The 25,714-nt window shown below is 52.1% G+C and carries 18 protein-coding genes and 1 pseudogene; 9 read left to right on the forward strand and 10 right to left on the reverse strand.

Annotated elements, in window-relative coordinates:
- Nucleotides 1-306: 306 nt before the first annotated feature.
- The 4 genes from Q0294_RS05710 to Q0294_RS05725 all read right to left on the reverse strand — a co-directional run bounded on the left by Q0294_RS05710 (nt 307) and on the right by Q0294_RS05725 (nt 4,975).
- On the reverse strand, nt 307-1,107 hold the full coding sequence (locus Q0294_RS05710) for a DUF4198 domain-containing protein (protein ID WP_299461800.1): 801 nt from the start codon (nt 1,105-1,107) through the stop codon (nt 307-309).
- 64 nt (nt 1,108-1,171) lie between these two features.
- Entirely contained in the window at nt 1,172-2,170 is a 999-nt protein-coding gene (locus tag Q0294_RS05715; RefSeq protein WP_299461802.1) for a DUF1559 domain-containing protein, read from the reverse strand.
- 78 nt (nt 2,171-2,248) lie between these two features.
- Nucleotides 2,249-2,836: a hypothetical protein gene (locus Q0294_RS05720; protein WP_299461804.1), complete on the reverse strand. Its 588-nt coding sequence runs from the start codon at nt 2,834-2,836 to the stop codon at nt 2,249-2,251.
- A 576-nt stretch (nt 2,837-3,412) separates the two neighbouring features.
- Nucleotides 3,413-4,975 (reverse strand): FAD-binding oxidoreductase, encoded by a 1,563-nt coding sequence (locus tag Q0294_RS05725; protein ID WP_299461806.1) that lies wholly within the window; start codon nt 4,973-4,975, stop codon nt 3,413-3,415.
- 1,285 nt (nt 4,976-6,260) lie between these two features.
- Between Q0294_RS05725 and prpB the strand changes: the two genes are divergently transcribed.
- Genes prpB through Q0294_RS05740 form a run of 3 tightly spaced genes read left to right on the forward strand, consistent with a single transcriptional unit; the run spans nt 6,261 to nt 9,772 of the window.
- Entirely contained in the window at nt 6,261-7,154 is an 894-nt protein-coding gene (gene prpB, locus Q0294_RS05730; protein WP_299461808.1) for a methylisocitrate lyase, read from the forward strand.
- On the forward strand, nt 7,151-8,302 hold the full coding sequence (gene prpC / locus Q0294_RS05735) for a 2-methylcitrate synthase (protein WP_299461810.1): 1,152 nt from the start codon (nt 7,151-7,153) through the stop codon (nt 8,300-8,302). Before prpB ends, prpC begins: the two co-directional genes overlap by 4 nt.
- 3 nt (nt 8,303-8,305) lie before the next feature.
- Entirely contained in the window at nt 8,306-9,772 is a 1,467-nt protein-coding gene (locus Q0294_RS05740; protein ID WP_299461812.1) for a bifunctional 2-methylcitrate dehydratase/aconitate hydratase, read from the forward strand.
- A gap of 264 nt (nt 9,773-10,036) precedes the next feature.
- Here the strand turns inward: Q0294_RS05740 and Q0294_RS05745 are convergent, their stop codons facing one another.
- Entirely contained in the window at nt 10,037-11,773 is a 1,737-nt protein-coding gene (locus Q0294_RS05745; protein WP_299461813.1) for a phosphate ABC transporter substrate-binding protein, read from the reverse strand.
- A 286-nt stretch (nt 11,774-12,059) separates the two neighbouring features.
- Here Q0294_RS05745 and Q0294_RS05750 point away from each other — a divergent pair, with 286 nt between their 5' ends.
- The 4 genes from Q0294_RS05750 to Q0294_RS05765 all read left to right on the forward strand — a co-directional run bounded on the left by Q0294_RS05750 (nt 12,060) and on the right by Q0294_RS05765 (nt 15,038).
- Nucleotides 12,060-12,365 (forward strand): hypothetical protein, encoded by a 306-nt coding sequence (locus Q0294_RS05750; protein ID WP_299461815.1) that lies wholly within the window; start codon nt 12,060-12,062, stop codon nt 12,363-12,365.
- A gap of 295 nt (nt 12,366-12,660) precedes the next feature.
- The gene (locus Q0294_RS05755; RefSeq protein WP_299461817.1) at nt 12,661-13,119 is read left to right on the forward strand and encodes a hypothetical protein; all 459 of its coding nucleotides are present in this window, start codon (nt 12,661-12,663) and stop codon (nt 13,117-13,119) included.
- Between the two features lie 234 nt (nt 13,120-13,353).
- Nucleotides 13,354-14,049: a hypothetical protein gene (locus Q0294_RS05760; RefSeq protein ID WP_299461819.1), complete on the forward strand. Its 696-nt coding sequence runs from the start codon at nt 13,354-13,356 to the stop codon at nt 14,047-14,049.
- A gap of 173 nt (nt 14,050-14,222) precedes the next feature.
- Nucleotides 14,223-15,038: a DNA alkylation repair protein gene (locus Q0294_RS05765; protein ID WP_299461821.1), complete on the forward strand. Its 816-nt coding sequence runs from the start codon at nt 14,223-14,225 to the stop codon at nt 15,036-15,038.
- A gap of 691 nt (nt 15,039-15,729) precedes the next feature.
- Here the strand turns inward: Q0294_RS05765 and Q0294_RS05770 are convergent.
- Nucleotides 15,730-15,867, reverse strand: a complete 138-nt coding sequence (locus Q0294_RS05770; protein ID WP_299461823.1) for a hypothetical protein — start codon at nt 15,865-15,867, stop codon at nt 15,730-15,732.
- A 299-nt stretch (nt 15,868-16,166) separates the two neighbouring features.
- Between Q0294_RS05770 and Q0294_RS05775 the strand changes: the two genes are divergently transcribed.
- Entirely contained in the window at nt 16,167-17,234 is a 1,068-nt protein-coding gene (locus Q0294_RS05775) for a DUF1559 domain-containing protein (RefSeq protein WP_299461825.1), read from the forward strand.
- 172 nt (nt 17,235-17,406) lie between these two features.
- On the opposite strand, the gene Q0294_RS05780 is transcribed toward Q0294_RS05775, so the two are convergent.
- The 4 genes and pseudogenes from Q0294_RS05780 to Q0294_RS23390 all read right to left on the reverse strand — a co-directional run.
- The gene (locus tag Q0294_RS05780) at nt 17,407-18,507 is read right to left on the reverse strand and encodes a hypothetical protein (protein ID WP_299461827.1); all 1,101 of its coding nucleotides are present in this window, start codon (nt 18,505-18,507) and stop codon (nt 17,407-17,409) included.
- A 314-nt stretch (nt 18,508-18,821) separates the two neighbouring features.
- Nucleotides 18,822-19,880: a GNAT family N-acetyltransferase gene (locus Q0294_RS05785; protein WP_299461829.1), complete on the reverse strand. Its 1,059-nt coding sequence runs from the start codon at nt 19,878-19,880 to the stop codon at nt 18,822-18,824.
- Nucleotides 19,881-20,148: 268 nt separating this feature from the next.
- On the reverse strand, nt 20,149-21,528 hold the full coding sequence (locus Q0294_RS23385; protein WP_366917913.1) for a DUF1254 domain-containing protein: 1,380 nt from the start codon (nt 21,526-21,528) through the stop codon (nt 20,149-20,151).
- Nucleotides 21,529-22,983 (reverse strand): annotated as a pseudogene (locus Q0294_RS23390) (DUF1254 domain-containing protein); the annotation flags it as partial.
- Nucleotides 22,984-23,857: 874 nt separating this feature from the next.
- On the opposite strand from Q0294_RS23390, the gene Q0294_RS05795 reads away from it, so the two are divergent.
- Entirely contained in the window at nt 23,858-25,174 is a 1,317-nt protein-coding gene (locus tag Q0294_RS05795; RefSeq protein WP_299461833.1) for a hypothetical protein, read from the forward strand.
- Nucleotides 25,175-25,714 lie beyond the last annotated feature (540 nt).

The following is a 25,714-nucleotide window of genomic DNA, read 5'->3' on the forward strand; positions in this document are numbered from 1 at the left end:
ATCAATCGCTGAAGAGACCTTCTCAATCAGCTGCCATCAAATAACGGGAGTTTAAACCGATCCGAATGGAAACCGAGAAGTGAAAGTATGCTGCATCTCACAGTAACTGGGAGAATCGTGAAAGTCAAGAATTGAACTGAGCTGGTGACATGGTTCGCCAAACGATGGTAACGTCCTCCTCGTTCCTGAAAAGAGCAGACCTGAATGGCACAGTCGTCTTTCACATTGTGCGTACGTTGATCTATGACAACAATGATTTTTTTATAAAATCCATTTGTCGGAAAGAACGACGGTGATGGTAAAAATTCAGTCCCCGCAACACGGGCAGATTTCCGGCACGAATACTGTCAGCGTGGCTGCATACGCGGTTTCCTGATAATCCGCCGCGGATTCGTCTTTTGCCAGATGATGGACGACTGCCAGATACTGGTTGCCCGTCTTCGGCGTAAACGAGGCACGGCCCGCTGCGTCCGTCTTCCGCTCAAAACGCTCATCGAAGCCCTCCTGCAAAGTTTCCCCCTGTGGAACAAACGAGACGACGACGTCAGCCAGCGGTTTGCCTTTGAAATCGACGCGGACTTCAATTGGTTTGCCCGGCCCCATCGGAGTCACGGGATTGACCACCGGTATCAGCTCCAGCGGATGCCCCAGCGCCCGATCAAAACCCGGATTTTCCAGGGGAACCTGATCCAGGCGGGCACTCACAACGAAACAGGTTTTCGCACTCTTGATGGCCCGCACCGGCTTGCCATGATTCACGATCTTGTCCAGAGAATGCGAGACCGTGTATAACCCCGGCTTCACAGGCACGAACTTTCCCCGCCAGTAACCTTCTTTGGGGGCATAACCGGTATCGGTCAGTTCGCTGATCAGATCGTAGACCTTCGCCGTAGGATCAATGACTTCCAGCTTGCAGCCTTCCAGATCGATTTTGCTGGCGATTTTAAAATCACGATGATGATTCCCGTGATTTCCCAGTTTCAGATTGATATAAACCGCGTCCCGTGCGCGGATCAGATTCGTATTGCTCTCGACCCACGTGTCATGGGCGGCAGCCGACGCGACGGAAAGACACAACGCCAGCAGAGATAAGAGAAACGTTTTCATGTGGAACTCCTGTAAGAAATCATCCTCCGGACCAGCGTACGGTGGTCCGGAGGAAAAGAAACGTTTAATACTCGCCGATCACTTCGCCGCCGGCACGGGTGGCCAGCGCACGCCAGAGATCGGTATTAATATTTTCGCCTACAAAACGACAGCTCCCATCGACCAGCGCCACCTGCACTCCGCCCACATGGGCGCTGCGGGCACTGACCAGAGCAAAATTGTGAAAGCCGTTCTGACAGTCGGGCACCGATGCGTTCGGGCCATACCAGTGGTTATACATCGTGTCGGCCAGATGGCCGTTGACCCACTTTGCCCCCCGCTGCCCGGACCAGGCCGGCGCTGCAGAAGGATCACAGGCCGCGGGCGTGGTCTGTGCCCCGAGTGTCAATTGAATGACCCGCTGGCGATAGTCGCCGCTCGCCGGTGCGCTGTCTTGGCCATCCCCCAGCAGTTGTTCGCCGAAGGCGATCGTATTGCTGGCTCCATCGATGACATCACGAAAGCGGATCTGGGACTGAGAAAAAATCACCCCGTCCGCATTACTGATCGCACCATCGTCGGCGGTTCCCGACCCGTTCAATCCCGATCCGGCACACGCGGGATAACTGATCCCTGCATAGTCAGAACCGGGAACAGCGTCTTTGTCGCTCGGGCAAACCATCAGTGGCAGCCGGATTCGCGCAGCCGCATCGTTGTTCCCGACCTGCGTCGCGTCGAAACTTCCCGAATTGAATGCATTCAGCGGCGGTACGTCGTAGTTAAACCGGTTCTGCAGATTGGCCTGATCCACGAAAGGGAGCAGATGAGCATGGGCAGACCAGACATAAGGATAACCCAGGCCCCCCGGAGGAAACACTCGATGCGTCGACTCATAATTATGCAGCGCCAACCCCATCTGTTTGAGGTTATTTTTGCACTGGCTCCGCCGCGCCGCTTCGCGCGCCTGCTGGACGGCGGGCAGCAACAAGGCAATGAGAATGGCGATGATCGCGATCACCACCAGTAGTTCGATTAAAGTAAATCCGCGCATACGTGACGCGCAGGATTCCTTGACAGGCTTCATGTTGAAACTCCCGAAAATAATTTGAATGTGCGCAGGCTGAGTTCAGATCAGTCTGCAGAATGACTCTGGTAGGAAAGCTCAGAGACAGCACACTTCAGGAGGGGGAGTTTCAGGGGACATCGAGTGATTCGAGAAAGACACTAGGATCTGCGGACAATATTTTTCCCGGAACGTTGTTTCAGGAATGACCGTCTTCTTTGCCTGGAGGCGGGGGGCGTTGTTGACCAGCACCCCTCCCGCAGGAGAACCTCCACAGCCGCAGGCTGAGATCTCGGGGGTCACCGGCGTCTCTTCAGGCGACTGCTTTGTTTTCCCCGCGCAACAGGACTTGATCTGTTTGCGGGCACAGCAGGAGCGTGTTTCGGCTTGGCAGCAGCCCGAACTCACGGCTTTGACACAACAGCACCGGTTCGACTGCTGGAGTTCTTTGCCACACTGACAGCCCGAGCGCGGCATTCCCACAGGTTCCAGAGGAAACCCGACGGAAGTCATCAGGAAACAGACCAGCGTCACCGTGCCAGTCAGAAACTGCCGGTTTCGCAGGTGGTTCAATGATGATAAACGGGGCGGGAACATCAGCGGTATTTCAAATCCAAAAGGACTCCAAGGCGTTTCAAAGCAGCCAAAACATTCAATGCCCCCATTATAGAGATCATCACCAGACAAACGCCACTCATTTCCGGCAGGAAACCTCTATTCTATCATTTGAGAAACCGGTTCCCGGCCGGTAGACAAAGTGCTCCCCGAACTGACGCGATACAGGTGGGGTATAAAAAGTGTGACCAAAGAAACCGTACAAGGCTCAAATTTCCAAACAGGCCGCAAATCCTGCGATCGCGTAGTCCCCTTCCCAGTCCAGACCGAAAGTCTCATCAGTCCTGGCGTCGAAAAAAATCTCTTGAAAGATCAACCAACGTGAAGACGATCAAATTCATCCTGACCTGTTCATTCAGATCACCAATTACTGATTGTTTGCATGACTCAGCCAGTCCGGTATTCGCCGTCACTTACAGGAACTCGGGATAATGATTTCGCCAACGGCAAGTTCGGATGCACTTCGCGTCCCTCAGAACGAGTGCCGAATCATTCAGTAACCGTTCGAACAACCGAACGTTTTTGCGAAGTAGTTTGCCCCGACGGTGTCCGCCGCAGCCCCTGGTTTGTCGCACTGCGGCTCTATACGTCGCGCTCTGGATCTATTAACACGTAGTTCGGGCGATTACCTTTCTCTCTCACGAATGCTTATCCTTTAATACTCTGAGCAAACGTAAAGACCTCATTGCGATCATACTTTTTCTTGACGTCGATCAGCCGCTTGAGATTCTCTCCGTAGTAGGACTGTAGCGGATGTTCGAGTTGCGGATCAGCGAAATTCTGAAACGCGCGGTCGCTCGCAAACGGCTTCATCGCATTGTAGAAATCGTTTTGCCACGCCATAAGTCGATCTATCTCCGGCTGGGGATCGTTTGGCCCCCATGAGCAGTTGAAGGTCTGGAGCCACAGATCGTTCCGGTGGACGAACGCGGTGGCGGTCGCAGGCACCTCGGCGACCGCTCCCCCCCAGGCAAAAAACGAGGATTCCACGTGCTGTTTGCTGCCGAGAATCGGAACCTTGGCCAAGGCGTCCAGAATGGCCGCAACGCCGTCTTCCGTTACAGGTTTGGGATGAAACCGCGACCGCTCGGCAAAGGGTTTGGGGGCGTTCGACTCTTCGGAAAGCCAGCTCTTCGCATCCCAGAAACTCATTGTTTCGATCAGCGTCGTTTTGGGCTTGGCGGCCGCGATGACGGGGGCAAAGAGTTTGTGTGCGGCGTCCTGCTGTCCGATGATCTGGCCCATGATCTCAAATTTCGGGATCACCGCTCCCTGCCTGCCTCTGGATGCCGAGAACTCGGCGATTGCTCCCAGCGCGTTCGGCGCTACAAGCAGGACGTCCTGAAACGCCAGGAACGCTTGAACGCACGCGTCACCTTCCCAGCTTAGAGAAAAGACGGTCGCCTGCTCTGGAACGGGGAACGTACGGAAGGTGAACGAGGTATTGACTCCGAAGTTACCGCCACCGCCACCGCGCAGTGCCCAAAACAAATCCGGGTATTCCTTGTCGGAAAGCTGCAAACACTCGCCATCCTCGGTCACCATTTCGGTTGATAACAGGGAATCAATTCCCAATCCATGCTGGCGCATATGAAACCCCAGGCCGCCGCCCAGGACGAAGCCTGAAATGCCGACCGTTGGGCATTGCCCGCCTGGCAAGGCGCGCCCGTGAAGTCTGCCGGCAGCGGCGACATCCTTATTCTTAGCCGCACCGAACGTCGTCAGATTTCCGGTCGCCCGATCCAGGGTAACTTTGGTCATGTCATTGAGGTTTATGACGAGTCCGGGAGTCGTTGAGTAGCCGGCGTAACTGTGCCCGCCGGAACGAGTGATCAAATCAACTCGATTGTCTCGTGCCCAGGCGATGGCCGTGGCGATGTCTTTTGAGTCGGCCACCATCGCGACTCCGGCCGGCCGTGTTGAAGCATAGCGAAGGTTCCAAATCTTGATCGCCTCCGCATAAGCGGCCCCATCCGGCCGGAGTAGATTGCCGGACAGGTTACGTTCCAATTGATCCCAGTTCGGTCGGACGGCCGAACCCTCGCTCACATGAGCCATGGCTGTCTGCTGGTATCCCGTCAGAAGAGCAAACGGCGCAGCCAACGCCGCGGCTCCAACCATGTGCCCCGCGTCAAGCAGGAAGTCCCGTCGACTGGTCCGCGCGTCTGTCAACTCGGGCAGTGATTCGGAGTCGGGTGGGGTACATGTCATTTCTGTATTTCTTTCATGGAACTTGTTATTTGACACAAAACATGTGTGTAAGCCCTGCTGAGCCGTATTTTATGTAGAGGCCGCCTCTAATAATCACGATTTCAGAGAGTGGTTTGACTTGTATCGGGAGATCGGTTTGCAACCTTGATGCTGTTTTTACCAACTGAAATTGGGGTCAGTTGTTCAAGAATCTTGCTTGCCCGATCCAGACCTCACACTAAAGCAAACCGCCTGCCCGTCGAAATCAGCCCTCGAAATATATGCGCAACACGACAGCATAGGTATGTTTTATGATTCGACACCTGTTGATTTCACGGTATTCTACAAACAGTCGAAGACACATCCATACCGAATTCCTCGATTTTAAGAATTAGAAATAATAGAGGATCGCTGGGTCAGCACACTCAGTAGCGGGACATTTTCCCGATTTAATGGTCGAATCTGCAACAGAGAAACAGATTTCAGTTTGGTGCTCAGGTCCACCAAGACCGCCGCTGGTGAGCGGGCACAGAGGAAGAGGTTGTCAGGCGTGTGGAAAACTCGTTGAAAGGGGTTTTGATAGTTGCAGCGCCCCATCAAACGACCGTTTTCGCTTGCGCCTTGTTTGTGTCGATAAGGCTGGGGCATATAGGCAGTGGAACAGACAAGCCGCACTTGTCATTGATCGTGTTTTGTTTGCGAAACTCATAGAATGCAGGATCGCAAACCAAAACGAATATCAAAACGGACATCACAACCGTCCGCGAACTCATACGTTTTCGTGGGATCAGGTTCAACCCGTTGACTTCAGTATGAAAAGCGCAATGCAATCTATTCCAATGTAAGCTGATCCTGGAATACCAGAAGGGTGTCGTTTACGATACTGTTGCTGTAGATACGTTAAAAATCGTGGTGTTGACAATCGACTTGAAATTCCTGGATTCGTGCATGGATTAGAATAACTCAAGTTCTATTTATCTGTGGGAGCGGGGTGAAAGCGGTTGAGGCAATTGCCAGATTGATGACATGAATGGTGAATTGGCTTCATCGTGCATACTTCCCTATTCATGATTCAAACTGTTATGCTAGTTTTTTTCACCCATACCTCAATTGCCATCGGCGTCGTCGACAAATACGGTGCTTGACCAGACCAGTTCGCCGTTGGCTTGCTTTACTGCTTGTGATTGTTGTATTTAATTAACGTAGTCTCATGTTCGATTTTGTAAAGTCTCCTCGCAGTAGTTATTTCTGGTTGTTTGGGTTACAAGAATTCGGAAGCATTTGTATTAAAGGAAGGAACTGATCTGTGAGAACGGCAGGCATCAGGTTTCGCAAAGCCATTGAAGAAGAACAACCCCTGCAGTGTGTGGGAGCCATCAATGCGTACCACGCACGCCTGGCGGAGGCCTCCGGGTATCGGGCCTTGTATCTTTCCGGCGGAGGTGTTTCAGCAGGATCTTGTGGTCTCCCCGACCTGGGAATCACTACGATGGACGATGTCCTGATTGACCTCAGGCGGATGACCGATGCAACCAATTTGCCGATACTGGTCGACATTGACACCGGTTGGGGGGGCGCTTTCAATATCGCGCGCTCGGTTCGGGCGATGAACAAGACAGGTGCCGCAGGCGTACACATTGAGGACCAGGTTCAGCAAAAACGCTGTGGACATCGGCCCAACAAAGCCATCGTGTCGCAAGCAGAAATGGTTGATCGCATCAAGGCTGCGGTTGACGCCAGGCTTGATGACGATTTTGTGATCATGAGCCGCACCGATGCCCTGGCCGTGGAAGGCATGCAATCTGCCATCGACCGTGCGTGTGCCTGTGTGGAAGCTGGTGCCGACATGGTTTTCCCCGAAGCGATGACCCAGCTTGAGCAATACCGAGAATTTGTTGACGCGGTGCAGGTTCCTGTCCTGGCTAATATCACTGAGTTTGGTGCGACCCCGCTGTTTACCACCTCCCAATTGGTGGACGCAGGAGTGAGTATCGCCCTGTACCCACTCTCCGCGTTTCGCGCTGCCAACAAAGCGGCTCTCAACGTATATCAAACTCTCCGCAACGAGGGCACTCAGCAAGGCGTCCTCGACACGATGCAAACGCGCGACGAACTCTATCACTATCTTGGCTACCACGATTTCGAGAACAAACTCGACCAACTTTTTACAGAGAACCGTTCGGAGGACGAACAACAATGAACGAGCCGCCAACCGATGTCAGAAAACCTAAAAAATCGGTCGCACTGTCCGGAGTGGAAGCGGGCAACACGGCAATTTGCACAGTGGGCCGCACAGGTAACGACCTGCACTACCGCGGCTACGACATTCTCGATTTCGCCGAGACGGCAGAATTCGAAGAAGTGGCCTACCTGCTGATTCATGGCTCACTACCAACCAGATCGGAACTCGCCGCTTACAAAGCGAAATTAAAGTCGCTGCGGAAACTGCCAGAACCTGTCAAAACCATGTTGGAAGCCATCCCAGCCTCGGCACACCCGATGGATGTCTTGCGGACAGGCTGCTCGATGCTGGGAGCCTGCGAACCCGAGCCCGAAGAGCATTCACCTGAAACTGCACGTAATCTGATTGACCGCTTGATGGCAAGTTTTGGATCAATGCTGCTCTATTGGTACCATTTCGCCAATCACGGCCGCCGGATTGAAGTGGAAACGGACGCCGACTCCATCGGCGAACACTTCCTGCAGCTCTTACATGATGCACAACCCAGCGACTCCTGGATTCGTGCGATGCACACCTCGCTGATTCTTTATGCCGAACACGAATTTAATGCCTCAACTTTCACCGCACGAGTGATTGCCGGCACAGGCTCGGACCTTTATTCATCCATCACAGGAGCAATCGGAGCGCTTCGGGGACCCAAACATGGCGGCGCGAATGAAGTCGCCTTTAACATTCAGAATCGATACACAGACCCCGACTCTGCTGAAGCAGACATCCGGGAACGGGTGAGTCGTAAGGAAATCATCATTGGGTTCGGCCACCCCGTTTACACAACAGGCGACCCTCGAAATACGGTGATTAAATCTGTGGCCAGACAACTGTCAGAAGAAGCGAATGAAACCAATTTGTTCGACATTGCTGAAAGACTGGAATCGGTAATGTGGGAAGTCAAAAAAATATTTCCCAACCTCGATTGGTTTTCAGCGGTCTCGTATCATAGAATGAATATCCCCACGGCAATGTTTACGCCTTTGTTCGTGATGTCCCGTATCGCTGGCTGGGGCGCACACGTGATCGAACAACGCGAGGACGGTAAGATCATTCGCCCCGGAGCCCACTACACCGGCCCTGAAAATCTCGACTGGATTACACTGGAGAACCGTTAATCGATGAGCGAAACTGACGTCAATAGCGCCGCACGCCCGGAATTTGACCAGGTGATTCAAGATATTGCCGACTACGTATTGGACCTCAACACAGGGCAACCAGCGGTAGAACGATCCAAAGAAGCCATGGAAACGGCCCGGTATTGCTGGATGGACACCATCGGCTGTGGACTGTATGCGCTGAACTATCCCGCCTGTACGAAGCTGCTCGGCCCCATTGTGCCGGGCGCGGAACTTCCCGGTGGTTCACGGGTGCCCGGGACATCGTATGAGCTGGATCCCATCCGGGCGGCGTGGAATATCGGTGCTACCATTCGCTGGCTCGATTTTAACGATACATGGCTTGCTGCAGAATGGGGGCACCCATCCGATAACCTGGGGGCGATTCTGGCATTGGCCGATTACCAGTCACGAACGGGGATAAGCTCTCTGTCAATGAAAGATGTGATCATCGCCATGATCAAGGCACATGAAATCCAGGGTGTCATTGCATTGGAGAACTCATTCAACCGCGTGGGGCTGGATCACGTCATGCTGGTACGCATTGCCTCCGCGGCGGTCTCCGCACAGATGCTGGGCTGCAACCGCGAACAGACTCTCAACGCCATTTCCCATGCCTGGCTGGACGGTTCGTCACTGCGAACCTATCGGCATGCCCCCAATACGGGTTCGCGAAAATCGTGGGCAGCCGGCGACGCGACCTCGCGCGGTCTTTTTCTGGCCATGCTGGCCCAGCGCGGAGAAATGGGTTACCCCACCGCCATTACCGCACCAGGCTGGGGATTTCAAGATGTTTTGTTCAGAGGCAACCAACTGTCGTTCGGCCAGAAATTCGGAACCTATGTCATGGAAAATATCCTGTTCAAGATTTCGTTTCCGGCCGAGTTTCATGCCCAGACAGCAGTCGAAGCTGCGTTGACTTTGCATGCGGAAGTGAAAGACCGCCTGGATGAGATTGAACGCATTGAAATCGAAACGCAGGAGTCAGGAAACCGCATCATCAACAAAACAGGACCGCTCGATAACCCGGCCGACCGAGACCATTGCCTGCAATATATGGTCGCCGTACCGTTGATCTTCGGTCGACTGACAGCCGAGGATTACGAAGACTCGGTCGCTGCCGACCCCCGAATCGATGCGCTGCGAGACAGAATGCGCTGCCAGGAAAATGAACGTTTCACCCGTGAATACCTCGAACCTGACAAACGCGCTATCGGTAACTCGGTACAAGTCTTCTTCAAAGATGGTACTCAGACAGAAAAGGTCGTCGTTGATTACCCGGTCGGACATCACCGTCGTCGAACCGAAGGAATTCCTTTATTGAAAGAAAAGTTCGAACGGTATCTGCGCGGCGGTATTTCGGAAACGAATGCAAATCGAATTCTCGAAATCTGCTCGGATCAGGAGACATTCGAATCGACGCCCGTCAATGAAATCATGTCTCTCCTGGTAGTTCCCTGCGCTCCATAGGTTCCTGTTCAATGGATGCTTTTCAAAGCGCTGGGTTCGGACTCGTTTCGTTTGCAATTTGTTTTTCATAGGACTGCGTTTACGGATGTTCTTGACGTTACTCCCGGCGCTTTCTTGGAATTTCCAGTGTTCTTTTCGGAACACCGTCAAACCACCCAATTCACGGACTCCCTAATCAAAGACAACTTGACTCGCCCAGTGACATCGCCATGATGGTGGATTATTGAAGCGATTGCGGTCAATGAATTGGATTGGCAAAAGTGATCATTGATCTGAAATGGGGAACTGCTTAAACAGGACGCACCAGTTCCAGAGGGGGTAAGGTTCCCCTGCACGCGTGCCATAACCCGGGTCGGCAAATTGATAAATGGCTTTTTCTGGATCAGAATCTCGCAGATTGCCAAACGAGAAACCTCGATACGCTGTGAGTATCTGTCCGGTATCGAAATCTTTTTGCTTGCGACGCTCCCGATTCTCAAAGCGGAGTATGGTTTTCCCCTCACTTTCAGTCACATGTCGAATGGGTGCCTGTGCGTAAGCATCGCCGGCCAGCATGTTGGCCACAAAGAAGGCGCCTTCAGCCAGTAGCGGCTTGAGTTGAGGATCGAATTTTTGATTGAGGATCAGTTCGGTTGTAGACTGACCTTCGATGACAGGTCCGGTTCTGATCTGAGTAATTTTTCCGACTTGCCCCGCGTAAGGCAGTCCATAGCTGAGCGTAAAATGTGTGTCTGTTTTGAGCGGAGACACCAGTTGAATTCGCAGTCGTGAAGGCGATTCCATTTCAATTGCCTTGATCGCTGAGACAACACGGTCACTGTCGCGAACCTGGAATCCATAGAGGGAGTGGTAACCTTCGCCTCTTACTAACTGTTCTCGTGGAAGAAATGTTTCATCCAAAACCAGCGGTGGTCGTGGCACATGAAATTCGACCAGCACACTGGCACGATCCGGCGAACCCCAGGCTTTCAAGGGACGCAGTGGCTGCCATGTTTCACCCAGCTTGAGAACACGATGTATTACCTTGGCCACCTGTTCGCCAAACCAGCGTTCGCCATCGGCTGACATATGGATCGGATCACCATATCTGCCGGCATAGCGACTGTTCAAGGCACTTGCGACCATGTAATGCGGGCCGACCATCGTAATGTGCGGATCCTTGTCTGCAGCCAGCAGTTGTGCCTCACCGGCGGTGCTCAATGTCTGATAGGTAAACAGCGGAATCTCATCGGTTTGTCCGGTAATGTTCTGCAAGTCAAGCGACCATTGTTTTCGGTATTCAATGAGCCGATCCCGATACCAGTGCAGTCCTGCGGGACGAGGAATTTCTTTGCCCCAGCGACTGGGATTAATACCGCCTGTCGGCCCGGCATTGCCCTCCCCCTGCATCCAGATTAAAGCCGCAATTCCAAAAGTTTCCCCCTTGGCTGCCGCGTTTGCTGTGGCACGGCGGGCATCATCCAGACTCGTTTGATAATAGCCGCCGCCATGCTGCCTGGATTCCGGCGTACGAGGATCAGTCGATTGATCAACGCTGGAAAGTTCGTCAATCATCCGTCCCCCCTGACCTGCATAAGTCACTAAAAAATGAGGCGTTTTTTTCTGCCTCGCTTTCAGGTCACTCTGAGAACCGGTGAAACTGGATTTCAAATGATCGGCCAGACCATTGGCGATGGTCTCACCCAGTCCGCCATTGACGGTGGCAGTGAGTGGTACAAAGGAGAACTGTTCTGCAGGTCGCTCGTGTGGCTTGTCACAATACCTGCCATAAGACCAGGTGCGCACACCACGCTGGAACATATAGTTTCCCCAGTCACCATCGGATTGCGTGACAATGGGCAGCGACTCGGCACCTTCACATAACGATTGCCCCATCAACCAGAGGCCAACAATATCACGCTGGATAAGAGGCCGCTCCGAAACTGGCTGCGGTCTCTCTTCGGAAAAACAGTCGGTGATCGACAAAACCATAACGGCGACAAAAAGTGTAAGTGACTTCATTCTGAATGAGGATCCTGGTGCTGCTGTGTGATGTAAAAAAGAAATGCATCGCAGGTATAACCTATCAGAAAAAAAGCATTCGCAACAGCAGCGAGACACAGAAGTGCTTCAGATCCACTATCATGCCGGGCTTACACGAATGTTTTTTGTGGAAGCAAGCCCTGGTGAATTTCAGTTGACAGTATACGAAATGCTGGTAGATTGAGACGGAATCGAATTTGGTTTATCAATAATTATTCGGCTGAGGAATCATAAGATAACGCTTGGTGACTTGCGATGGTATGCCGTGCGATCGATCTGGCGACATGTTGCTCCCGCGTCATCACAGAAGAATTACACATACGAAGAACGGATCGTCTTGTTCCTCGCGATTGACGAGGACGACGCAATTGCCAAAGCTGAAGGGGAAGCCAAATCGTACGACGGGGAATGCACTGGGTATTTTATGTGCTATGAAATGGATGATGGGCCGCTCGGTACAGGCCACGAGCTATTTTCACTGATGCGAGACTCCGACCTGTCACCTGACGAATACCTGAATAATTTTCACGATACCGGTAACGAACGAGCGCGAGATTCTGAAAACGCTTGATCTCAACCTTGCCCTCGTTCATTATACTCAAACGTTTTCTCAAATGCGTTTTTAATCGACCCATTTCGCGAAATGGCATTGGTCGAATAGAAGCTGAGGTTAGTGAAGCCTGATAGAGAGGAGAGGATCAACATCCGCTGTCAAATCGGTCTTCCCTGAACAATCCTGACTGTGAACATAGATTTATATTTTACCAATTGATAATAGGCAGAAATCCTGATAAAAATAGACAGAAATATATTCTGTCTATCAATAGTTAATGGCCATCTTGGCTTTACTGAAGATTTAGAAAAATATGACTGAAAATTTCCAAAGAATCGGATCTGTAAGTAATGCCCACGTGGGTAGGGATTTTGAAGATATAGCATTAAATGTACTTGCAGATAACGGTATTTCAGTTAAAAAAGATTTCCCAGTAAAGGTTGGTGTAGGTGGTAAATCTAAAATACATAAATTTGATTTAGGTTCTGAAACGCCAGCAATTCTGGTTGAGTGTAAATCTCATAGATGGACAAAGGGCAGTAATGTCCCTAGCGCTAAAGTTACTGTATGGAATGAAGCAATGTATTACTTTCATTGCGCTCCAGGGCATTACCGAAAGATATTTTTCGTACTGAAGGATAAGCGCGCTTCAAACAGTGAAACTTTGGTCTCTTATTACATAAGAACGTATGGCCATTTGATACCGCTAGGTGTCGAAATTTGGGAGTTCGATGAAGATACAGGTAAACACATTGTTTCATATAGCCACTAACAAGGCCTTGCAGTCGGAACAAAACACACTGTCATGCCTGTTGCTGGCGCAAAAGCCACGCCAGCATGTTTTGTCCGCTGAAGAGCGGCGTTCTGTCCCTGAAGGCACGTGGGTCAAATGAGGATCACACATCACAAATCATCCGACGTAGCGGTTGTTATCGCGTTTGTGCTTTTGGGCGTCTTAGGGTGCATGGAATCCGACTCGCCGAAAGACTCGCGCAACGGAGCTCGTTTGGATGATCCTGAAAGTTCGGACCAAGTGATTGGTGATTTGGAGGCTTCTTCCGACGAAATCTCATCCGTCGTCGATGCGATATTTAGGTCCATCAATGAAGGGAAGGCTGAAACGCTCTACGAAACTGCGACTGCGCCAAAGTTCCGTGAGGTTGCCTCGCTAAACGCCTTTAAATCGATTTGCGAACGAGTGCAATCTCGCCTTGGCACACTTTTGTCTAAGCAGTCATCAAGGCTCGACCTCAATCCGATGGCTGACGGCATTGTCGCGTCCGCGTCATTTCAAGCACAGTTTGAACACGGTGCCGGGACGATATTCGTCGTTCTCGAAAAACAGGGTGATGAATGGCTGCTACTCAGATTAAATGTGAATGCCCCAGAGCTATTGGATGATCCGACTCAGTTTCGAAAAATGGTCGAACTGTTTGTCGAGGATTCTGACCCTGTTCTGCCTGGCTCCTCCGTCGATATATTGGATACGGCATTCAAGCCGCCAAAGGCAATTGCTGAAAGCGTTTCGGTCGTGAATGTACGTTGGAAAGTGACTGATCCGTCGTCGCAGCCGCAGTTTCCAGCACGCGGATTTGTGACAATCGGTTTGACGAAGGATCAGGCGATCGCAGTCAAAGGTGTCCAAACGCTTTCTGTTCGGCGACATGTGGAGAACACCAGCCAACCTGATGACCTCCCGTGAAAGTATCTGCAATGTTCAAACAGGGCGAGCGAGCGTCTTGCAACAAGCTCAACCAGTGTTGGGACAGAACAATCGGTTGAACGTGAGCGGCGGATCACGTCGGTTTTGAAAGCAACGGTTTGTGGCCGCCGCCACGTTAACCGTAACGTTAGCGGGCTGACCAACGTCCTCTCATGATTCACCACCGAAGACGACTGCTCATCATCGTTCCACTGCTCGCCGCCGTCGCGTGTTTCCTCGGTTGGTACGCATACGCTGAATACCGCAAGGCCCAATTCCTGCGAGATCTGCATCTTGTCGGCTTCAGCACTTTCATGATCAGCGCGCCACGCGAGGAACAAGAGAATGCCGCACATGATCGAGCGAAAGAACTCGGCATCGATTTGTTCGCCGCATACAAAAGCAACCTTGAATCAAGCTTGCGTTTCCACCTTGCATGGATGCTTATCACCAATCAATCAACTGAATACTCCCAATTCGCGAGTCAAAACGTCGATTCTGTCCCATGGCCCGAAGTGCGAATTTGGGTCTCTCGCCGAAATCAAAAATCATTGTCACCCGACTATCGCCAGAGACTGCTGGATCTTATCCTCGCGTCACCCACATCCGAAGCAAAACTCGTTGCGGCTCGTTGGTATCTCAAACAAGGCAAGATTGCCGAATCCGAAGATGCCTATCACGCGGCAATGACAAATGGTCTATATTGGGATGCGCTGGATGCGGCCGATCAACTCCTCGCATCAGAACGGTATCATAATGATGCGGTCAATCATCTGCTTTCGGTCGTCCGCGATTCAGAACATTTCACTGGTCGGGCTGCTTACAGCCTTTTGAATCTGTACGACGTCCGCGACGAATTGAATCCGTTGGTCGACGGCTGCCGCAAAGAACCCAAGGATGGCCCAAACCGAAAACGGCTTGTTGACAAATTGACGCAACTGGTCGAAAAAGATGTTGGCGTTTCGAGGCCGAAAACGCACGCCCGCTAACCATGCCGTGAATGGGAGCGGCCGATAACGCGGTTTTTGAAGTTGAAGTCTATGACGGCCGCCCCGTTACGGCTGTCGTTGGCATGCTAGGAGTCGTCCATAGGTGAACACTCGGCTTACTACGTGCCAGAAAACCAACGGTCAGTCATTGGCAAATCAGATGAAATCCGCATGCGATTCTGGGATATTGGCGTATTCCTCGATTGCATGGATGAACCGATTGCCTCTCGATTGGCTGAATCAAAAGAATCAGGTGCACCTCTCTCGGAATAGCAACACGACTTCGGCTTTGGCGGCATGGGTATCGAGGAGTCAAATATCGATCTCCCAGTGCCTCAGATGCCCTACGATGCACTGTGCCCACACTGCGCAGCGGAAATCTTCCAAGATTTGTCCGATACTTGGTATGGGTCTGAAGATATTGATGAAGGCCCGAATCTAACCATCGCATCCACCTACTGGTTGCCGCTCTCGCATCAACTCATCGGGACTCCGAGAAAACTACCCATAAAACGGACTCCGTACGCATTCCGGGAACTCATACCTTATTCCGGAATCAGATTCGATTAGATGATTTCCGTCTGGACGATCTTCAGCACTTAGGATTTCATCAACGGATTCTCGGAAGCATTCCCGCCCGGTTAGTTTGGTCGTGATGCCGCTAGACTCCGCAAGTTCAAGTCGCACAAAATCACTGCGGACCGGTTACTTGAGCAGGCTCACCAAACGACTCACTCAAACTTTCGACACAACCGCGACAGGTTTTCAAAATTCGCGGTGAAAACGGTTTGCGATTCAAAGTCTCTTCGAGTTGCTCAATGAGTTTCATGCATTTTTCACTCTTTGTTTGCTGTTTATTCATATCTGCAGATGACTTGCTGAAATTATCAATCTCTATGTCGTTAAACCTTGAAATGTGATTTTCGGTCTATACCATGTACACCTCTCTGGCAACATGTCCAGAGCCCATGTGTGATGTAAAGTGCCCGTGGGACATCACATCTGAACAAAAATCGGTCGTTGAATGGGCCGCTGGAGTCGGCCGTCCATCGGTCACTCAAGCCAACCCCAGTTTGTGTCCTGTTATGTTGAATCGAATTATCAAGAATCGCACCTGGAAGGGAATCAATGGTATCTTGTCACAAAAGTCGGAAGCGGCTGCAGCATCGAAGCGGTTTCACACTGATTGAACTCCTCGTCGTCATCGCGATAATTGGAATGCTTGTCGCGCTGCTTTTGCCTGCGGTTCAGCAGGCGCGTGCCGCCGCACGGCGGGCTCAGTGTAAGAATCATCTGAAGCAATTGGGGCTGGCATTGCACAATTTTGCATCGACTTACGACGGCGATTTTCCGTTGATTGGAATTCACGCCGGCGACCCGGGTGAGTATCGCTCGTGGGCAATCACGCTGCTGCCGTACCTCGAACAGAGAAACGTTTATGACTCCTTGAAGCAAAACCCGGCATACGATTTGAGCAAGGTCGCGATCCCTGTTTACACGTGTCCCGATGACGGATCGGCTTCAGGTGTACCGGGCCAATTGACCTATGTGGTCAACTTTGGTTATGCGGGGCGCGGTTCGATCAACGGGACCCCGATCGCACCAGGATTCATCCAAAAGCCTGGTTACGTCAGTCCCAGTTTCCCGTTTAGCGTCATCGCGACAAACCGTCATAATACGGAGACCTCCGATGGCGGATGGGGGACAGGAATGTTCTGGTCTGACAAGCCTGTGAACCTCTCGTACGTCAATGTGGGCGACGGTACGTCGAACACGGTGGCGATGACCGAAAATATCTATGCCGGAATTTTTGGGGAGTTTGTGATCTATCCTGGCAACAGTCTCCCTGTCTCCGGGAATCCCGGCCTGTGCCAGGTTGCATTCGGCATTGGTGACGACGGCATTTGGCTGGAAGGTGAATCGTCTGTCGGTAACGACACGGCATCTCCCACGTCGCTGAAGATCGTCTCAACCAACCTGGAACGTTATGGAATTAATGCGGCTGTTTCGCATCCCTCCGGCGGATCTGACGGTTTGATGCCGGCGCCCAATTCACGGCACACCGGCGGTGTGCATATGCTGTGGGTTGACGGCCGCGTGACTTTCGTGAGTGAGAACGTGAACCAGGAAGTTTATGCGATGTCGCTGACATGGAACGGTGGCAACCAGAACGGAGGGAGTTCCCAGGAATATTGAACCACTTCTTTGCGTTCCGTTCGCACTCAAATGCTACTCAGATCGAAGAGAAAATCAAATTTCCGTGAAACTCATTGAATTCAGGACCGCGAACAATCACAAATTCCGCTACCCCTGAGCCCTTCTGCTCGCGTCCTGATTCGGCCGGACACCAGATAATTGATTGTTGCTGTTAAAGCAGTCGATTCAGGAACTGTGCGAGCACCGGACCGTAGCGTGCCGCATCGTAATTTGCTCGCGAGTTCCACGCCGCTTCGCGCAATTGCGCAACCTGCGAGCGGTCAGCAAGCGTCTGTGCGAGTTCGTCTGCCGTGTCGAACTCTAACAGGGGGTAATCCTTCAGGTAGCTCTTGATGGCTCCGTAACCCTGCCTCGGAATTGCCACGGGGACACCCGCAGCCACGCTGGTGATCAATCGATCGGGAATTGTCAGGTAGAAACGATCGTCGCGTGCACATGCCTGAGTGTTATACGCGATCAGACTCGCATCAAATTCACCAATTTTTTCGATCAATTCTCGCATCGGCAGTGGTGAGAAATGGCGACGATGCGGGTGCCGATCCTCCGTCTCGGGCGACCGGACATGGTGTAAATCAATGCCCGCATCCAGAATGCTGTTCATTAACGGACGTACGTCGTCGGCCGCAGTGGCTGTGGGGCTGCTCATGTCTGTTCGCCCGACGAATATCAAACTCGGACTCGCCGCCGTGGGGCGCATTTCGCCAGTCGCCTGAAAGCTTCGAGGCCAGCAGGGAGGGATGACGACCGATGGTGGAAAGCCGGTGCGAAAAACTCGGCCACGCACATAGCCCTCGGTCAGGTCCGACGGAAACACGATTCCATCCAGAAATCGGGTGGTCCTTCGCAGATAAAAGGCCTGCCGGAGAATCCCACCCGATGACAAGGCCAGCGGGTAACATAGCAGCTGTAGTACCACTTTCACATCCGGTCGGGCCTTTTTTATCGCCAGCAAATCCGGTAGTGGCAGTGTTCCCCAATAACCGATGACAATCTTCGATTGAGTTTCGTCAAGCGTGGACAGTACGGAATTCAGATATCCAGGGTCACTGGTTCCCCATAGCTGATCTTTCAGTCGAGAAAATTTCGATCTCCAGTTTCTCCGGTTCTTCGTGGCACTTTGGGAATCCGGCAGAGCCCCAAATCCGGCCACATGACCGTGCAGCATGGACTGCAGGCTGTCGGTGTGTTCGCACTGCGAGTCGGTACTGAGTATCGTAACAATTGTTCGCAGTAGTGAAGAACAGCCGCTCATGAGATCACGCTGAGTTGATTTACTGTGCGAAATGCAAAAACGCAGCCAGACTCCCTTTGAGTGCAAGGTTCGCTTTCCTTGTCGATTGCAATTTCTCCACCATCGCCTGCTCCTGCCATAGTCAATGCAGGCCGGGTAGCAGGTATCATCGGCACGATTTCCAACCACGGGATCGAACCAATTAGAAATCCACTCGGTTTTGCGAACATAAAATGAACCGTTTTCCCCATTGCAATCAGCATACTTGTAGATCGAATTTATTGATAATGTTGAATCCAGATGCCCATTGAGAGACAGTATATTTCCTGAGACAGTTACAGCCGTTCGGCGTTTGTCAGGTGCCAGCAATTGGAGTCGTGCAGGGCTTCCAGTTGAAAGTCTTTAAACTGGGGATTGTCATGCACAAAGACCTGTGTCGACGACTTACGTTGAAAGAAGCCGAATCGGGAGAGCATGTTTGCGATCTCTTTTCGACCAAAATAATTAATGACGATCGTTTCCATTCTGAGCTGACGGCAGTGCTGGATGAACGCCGCCAGTAGCTGTTGGAATGATTTCTGGTCACGATAGAATAAGTCCTGAATACCCGCTGCATGGTCACCATTTCGGCCGGTTTCCCCAATCACATAAACCAGATAACCCAGTAGGTCTTGCTCACGGTTCTCCAAAGTCATGATCTGGAAGCGAGTCGTCGGTTCATGAAAAAAACGCCATTCCAGAAATTCGCGAGTGCGCTCGACCATGATAAGATTGTGAGCATGCTCTTTAAAAAGCCGATGAAACCGATCATCAATCGGTGCGTCATAATTTACTTTGAGGCGATGCGACTTGAATGTTCTGGATTCGAGTGAATAGAGATGCAGTGCCAGATCAACGAGTGCTGCCGCTCCTTTGCTGACAAATCTGTTCGAGATTTTATCCTTGAGCTTGTATTCGCTGCACAGCGGTTTGACCCAATGCTGGAAGGTGCCGATTTGTTTGTAGCGACATCGTTTAAAGACCGCCGCCGCAGTTTCCGTCATGCCGTACACAAAGTGAAAGTCGGTTTCGGGCAGGTGAGAGATTAAGGCACGTTGCAGCTTGAGCGCTACCTGAGCCGATCTGTGTGCTTCATCGATGTTGATTGCTTCAGCCTGACCGACTGCGAAGGGCTGGCCGTCATAGTTCATACGTCTTGGCAACAGGCCGGTAGAACCAATCAGTTTGCCGGCTGATTCATCCCGGGCCAGCCAGCAGAGGTTTTCCCCAAATGGATTCTGCCGTTGAGACCAGTTAAACCACTGGGAGCCGCTTTTCTGAAAATTCCGATTAATCAGAGAATTCAGTTCTTCCTGATCGTCACTCGGTTTGGCCTGGGTGATAGCGTAGCCCATGTTATTTCAGCCCGCTTGTGAAAATAAAAAGTGCAATCATGCATTAGATAGATGTTGCTGAAATCTAGGTCACGCGGACATAAAGTCAAATTAACTGTGATCAACCTGATTCCCTGTCTTGTCTGCATACTAAACATTTCTTTGAAGCTGGCTTTCAAATTGATGACAAGTTGGCAGAGCACCTAACGAAGGTTCACGCGCGTCAATCTCACGCTATGAATCAGACGATCACACAGCCAACGTCTCGTGGAAAATGAAGCCGTCATTGTCACTTCGACGCCCGCACGACACCGGGCGGCTTCCAGGAACCTTCGCCTGGCGGAAGAACGGAGGGGGGCTCGGTCTTCGGCCAGTAAATGCGCATCGCCAGGTAAATCGAGCCATCGGGGGCGGGGAGCCAGTTCGATTCCTTCTCTGCGCCGGGCGATTTGTGCTGGATGTAAAGCGTCAACGAGCCATCATCGTTCTTCTTCAAATCGGGCAACATCGGCGAGTTGATGAGGTAGCGGTTGATCGGGTTTTCGATCAAGAGTTGCGTTTTCCCGTCGTACATCGTGACCGACCAAAAGGCATTGGCCGGTGGCAGTTCGCCCTTGGCGAAGGTCAGCGTGTAATTGTTCTTGTTGCCGTCGAGTGGATTGCCTTCGCTGTCGCTGCGTGTGAGCGGGTAAGTTGCTTCAATCGCATCATTGCCATAAATACCGGCCTTGGCGCCGGCGGCGCGCAACAGCCAATTGCCGTTAAAAAATGCGCGATCGCCGAAATAAGAAGAAATTTTCCAGCCATTGACCTGCTTGAGCTGCGTGGCGAGGTAGTTGTCGATCTTAGCGAGGCCCGCTTTCATGCCCTTGCCGATCGCCTCCTTCTGCTCAGGCGAGAGATTTTTCATCGAAATGGTTGCATCGGGCCCGACGCCGATCTTGGCCAGTTTGGCGCGAATCTCTTTTTCATCCGCTCCAGCCGGGGCAAATTGTAAAGCGAAATCGAGATACGCGAAGAAGTTCGTCTCGGCCAATTTCTTGTCAATCTTCGGGAAGTCAACCGCCGGTGCCGCTTGGGGAGCAGGTTGCTTCAGGTAAGTCGAAAGCGGCTGCACTTTGTAACCGGCCTGAATCTTGATCACGTTCGGCATGTCTTCGGCATTGAACAGTTGCGTACGATAGCCCGCGAGGGAGAACTGCGTGGAAGAGCGAAACACTTTCTTGATCCCGTCGGGCGTTTCACCTTTCCAGTCAGGGCCGGCGACCAGATAGTCTCCCGCCTCGTTGCCGGTGGCGCGGCTGCCGATATAGCCGTAGTTAAACGTGTTGCCATCTTCAAGCTGCACTGCGTAGTAGCGTTTCTTTTCCACCGCTGGAACGGACAATACGACAGGCTCGCTGCGAAGGTCCATCCACAGAAATGAGTACGGCGTGTCGCTGTTGGGGGTGACTACCGCAGTGTCTTTGTAGGTGAATACGCGGGCTTCGTTCATGATCTGATTGAACGGCGCTTTGTACTGGCCCGAGTCCTTGTCTACCGAGTACTCGTACATTACCGCGTAATTCATCACGATCGGCAGGCCATAGATGAAACCCTCCTCGGCAATGTCCTGGATTTCTTCGAGGCTGCTTATCTCGTCACTGGACGTTGCGGCGACGGCGCTCACTTTTTGAACCTGGGGAGCTTTCCAACTGCCATCGAGCGCCGCTTCCGCCGGCCAGTAGAGACGCATATACATAACAAACGGCCCCTGTGGTGCAGGGAGCCAATTCGATTCCTTATCCGCCCCGGGGGATTCGTTTTGAATATAGAGTGTCAGACCGCCGTCGGCATCTTTTTTTAACTCCGGCAGCATCGGTGAATTGATCAGGTAGCGGTTGATCGGATTCGCCACCAGCAGACTCTTGGGCAATTCGTACATAGTGATCGACCAGAACGCTTTGACCGGAGGCAATTCGCCTTTGGCAAAGTGCAGCGTGTAGCGGTTGGCACCGGTCAGTTTTTTGCCTTCGGCATCCATCGCAAGCACGGGATACATCGCTTCCTGCTTCGAGTTGCCATAGATGCCCATGGCGGCAGCGCCCATGCGGTACAGATAATCGTTATTCAGATACTTACGGGTTCCGAAGACGTCGCCGGAAGTCACCTTGCCTGCATCAAATTCTTTGACCAGCCCGTCAAAAGCGAGCCAGGCATCGGCAATGCCTTCTTCGATCGCCTTTTTCACTTCGGGCGAGAATTTTTCGGAATCGAAGTCCTTACCCGCGCCGATGCCAATCTTCGCTAAACGCTCCCTCAGTTCGACTTCGGAAGGGACGGTGGGGCAGAATTGCAGGACGAAATTCAACACTTCGAACTGCTTCAGTGATTTCCGTTCTTCCTCGGGCGTGCAGGGCTGCATGTAGTCGATCTTCGGCGCGGCCGGAGGTGCGGGTTGCCCGAGGAACTTGCTGAGCGGTTGCACCTTGTAGCCAGCCTGAACCTGCTTCACATTGTCGATGTCCGCGGGATCGAACAACTGCGTACGATAAACGACAAACGCCAGTTCCGTATCGCATTGGATGACTTCCTTGATGCCCTCGGGTTTTTCACCCTTCCAATTCGGACCGGCCAGCAGAAAATTGCCGGCGCCATTGCCGGTTGTTCGACTGCCCGCATAGGCGAAGTTGAAGGTGTAGGCATCGATGAACTGCAACGAGTAATAGCGTTCCTTTTCGATCTCCGGGACACTCAGCACCAGCGGCTCCGCACGCAGATCTGCGCCGACAAACGAATAGGGTGTGTCGGAGTTGGGAGTTTGAATCGTAGTGTCCGCCGGGGTATAAACCCGGGGAGTATTGATGATCGTGTTCTGCGGCCCCTTGTAGTTGGGATTGTACGGACTGAAGAAGTATTCGTAATTGATGCGATAATTGTCGACGACGGGAAAACCGTAAATGGCAGCTTCCCTGGCAATGGCGCGGGCCTCGGCTGGTGTTACGGAAACTGTTACTGGGTTCTTCTCAGTAGGGGGCTGGCTATTCGACGCAACGTCTTCCGCAGGCTGACAGCCGCTCAGCAATGCGAAGGCCAAGGCGATCGCCAGCGCCCCGTTCAGCCATGTTTGTTGAGTCGTCTTCATCGTTCTGTTCCTCGCAATAGTGATTCGTCGATGTGCCAGTCATTCGTGGATTCTCGCTTCGCGCGCAGGTTCTGTCAATGCGCTCGTGTTCGAGACTTCGAAAGCCGCTCTGTGATATTCGAACCACGTGTTTCATAAACGAAGATTGATACTTGACTGCATCACCAAGCCACTCTCACTCGGCTTCCATGTCGTGTCGAAGTAAGATGGAATTGACAAGCAGGAGTTATCATCCAAATACCGTACGAGCGAGTGTCGTCTGATGGGGGCGGAACTGATGGCTTAAGTTCTGCGCAGCCGGTTTCGCGATTCTACGCGCATGCATCGGTCCGGAGCGCCAGCTACCGGTCGATTGTTTCGCTGAACGCTCCAGCGTCTCACTCCGAAACGGCAATTCAAATTGAGTCAGACAATCGCCGAACCAAATACTGAATTTCATCTGTTGTCAATGTAACACGACCGACATAAGCGCGCCGACTTCCGACATGTGATGACCAGGGAAGGTGTGTGCTGAGTCGCAAGCGAATTTCGGCTCCGCGCAGTTGCCGACAACATCTCCGCAGGTTAGCGGCACAGCGGAAGAAGCCGTCAGCCATGCGAAAAACTCGTCGGCAGGGATTTTGATTGTTGACAGGCACCGTTTAACCACCGTTTTTGCGAATTCCATTATTCAGTACTTCGAAGTCTCTGAAAAATCATTCTCACATTTTCTGGTTCAAAAGTCACTCCGATTTCTCATCAAGTAAGCGGATCTTCTGGAATCTCAAACTGACGTTGTTTAGAATAGGGTTCTCAATCTTGCGGGCTGCTGATTCTCAGTATCGAGATGGCATTCGTAATCCGCCACATGCGTTGTACTCAGTGAGGGCTCCACATGGGTATTTGGGAATTTTTGACCAAACCGATCAAACTCACTTCTGATATATTCAACTGGCAGGAACCGATGGGTTTCCGACTCAATCTGCGCGGAGACCTGCTGATTCGCTTGGGATTTGCTCTGTCAGTCTGGGCGGCCGCCACCGGAATATTTAGCCTGTTATTCGCCTTCCATGTCAAACCTCCCGAACTCGCCGTATCCATGTTTGCGGCTGTGTTTCTCGGCCTGGGACCAGCGTGCCTGGCGTTGTTTTTACGTCGGAATCATGTCTCCGGTTCGATCTGGATCTACGATGATCATCTCATCCGCCAGCGGTCTTACGTCTCGCTGGGCTTTTTTGGTTCATGGAGAGAAGTCTCCGAATGGCCCAACGCAGCCATCTCTCGTTGCATCATCATCCCGGCTCATGAACTGGAAAAATCCTTCTCCGTCATGCTGTTAACCGTGGACTCGAATGTCGAGATGGTCGGCATTCCAAAACAAATCAACCTGAAGGAACTGGCCCGCCACTTCACAGAAGCCGGTATTCCCGTTGAAAAACGCGATTCGATTCCCTCCCGCTATATTCAGGGATTCAATCCGAAACTGTTCGCGGTGATGACTGTGGTCGGTGTGTTCCTCTTCTGCATCGGATTGGGTGTCAACATCTATCGGGTCCCTCGAGCCGGTCAAAGAATCGCCGTCCGCGAGGACCGCCCCCACATTCAACAGGATTTTCCACGACCAGCGCGCCCTGTGCAGTCGCTGCCGGCTCCCATCGAGAGGGACACGAACCCGACCGAACCAGAGGCTGCGCCGGATCTCCCCAGCGAAAAACCAGTTCCCCCCCGCCCCGGCTTCATGCGGAACCGCCCCGGGATGCTTCCTGACCAGTTTCCGAACCAGTCGCGTGAGCAGTTTGGAAACAGATTTCCCAACGGGCCGGTTGGCCCCCGTTCACAACCGGACCTTCCCACTGCAAAACCGAATCCGCCGAATTCATCAACCCCAGCGCCCCCTGCCGACAACGGCAATGACTCCAAGCTCATCGGCAATCCCGAAGGAGGCTTCCCGTTCCGCATCGTGAACGCCGAGGGAAAGACTCTGCTCGGATTCCAATATTCGATGGGCAACTGGGCCGGCGAACCGGCGATCCGAAACCTGACACCGCTCTATGATCGAAGCGCTTCCGCAGGAATCGGCACAGCGATCATCGCGAAGGAAGGCTACGCCGTCGGCGGTTTAAAGATCGACGCCCCCAAATACGTCAGCGCCGTTCAAATTATCTTCCAACGCATCAAATCCGATGGTCAGCTCGATCCGGCAGACATCTAACCCAGCGAATGGATCGGCAAGCCCTCCGAAAAAGAAGTTCCGTCAGTAGACGGAGCAGGAAAAAAAGCAATCGGCATCCACGGCCGCCGCGGCGCGATTATCGATGCACTGGGTCTGGTGTTTGAGTGAGGGAATCATGCAGGCCGGATCAAATTCTTCGCGAACCTGCCACATCCTACAGTCTGCGATCAGCGTTCCGACAGATTGTGCCATCGGTCCAGAAAGCGGCATTGTAACCTATCCGACTCTATTTTGACTTTGAGAGTCATCCCGTCATTTTCACTTTGTTTCTATTCTGTTTCGTCGTCCCTTACGGGAAATCACTTTTATGATTTCTTATTTGACGCGTACCGCTTCAATTCGGACGGCACAGAATAAGTGTCGAGTAGATCAGCAGAAGTTCTTGAAACAATGAATCCTGTCAATTCCTGTTTCTTGGGAAATATCCTGCATAAACTTCGACAAAATTTGATTCTTTTTGGAATATTAATATAAGCAAACCCATTTCCCAGCAGACTCACAATCTAGATGATCGTGTCA

It is taken from the genome of uncultured Gimesia sp. (assembly GCF_937919775.1).
GTDB lineage: Bacteria > Planctomycetota > Planctomycetia > Planctomycetales > Planctomycetaceae > Gimesia.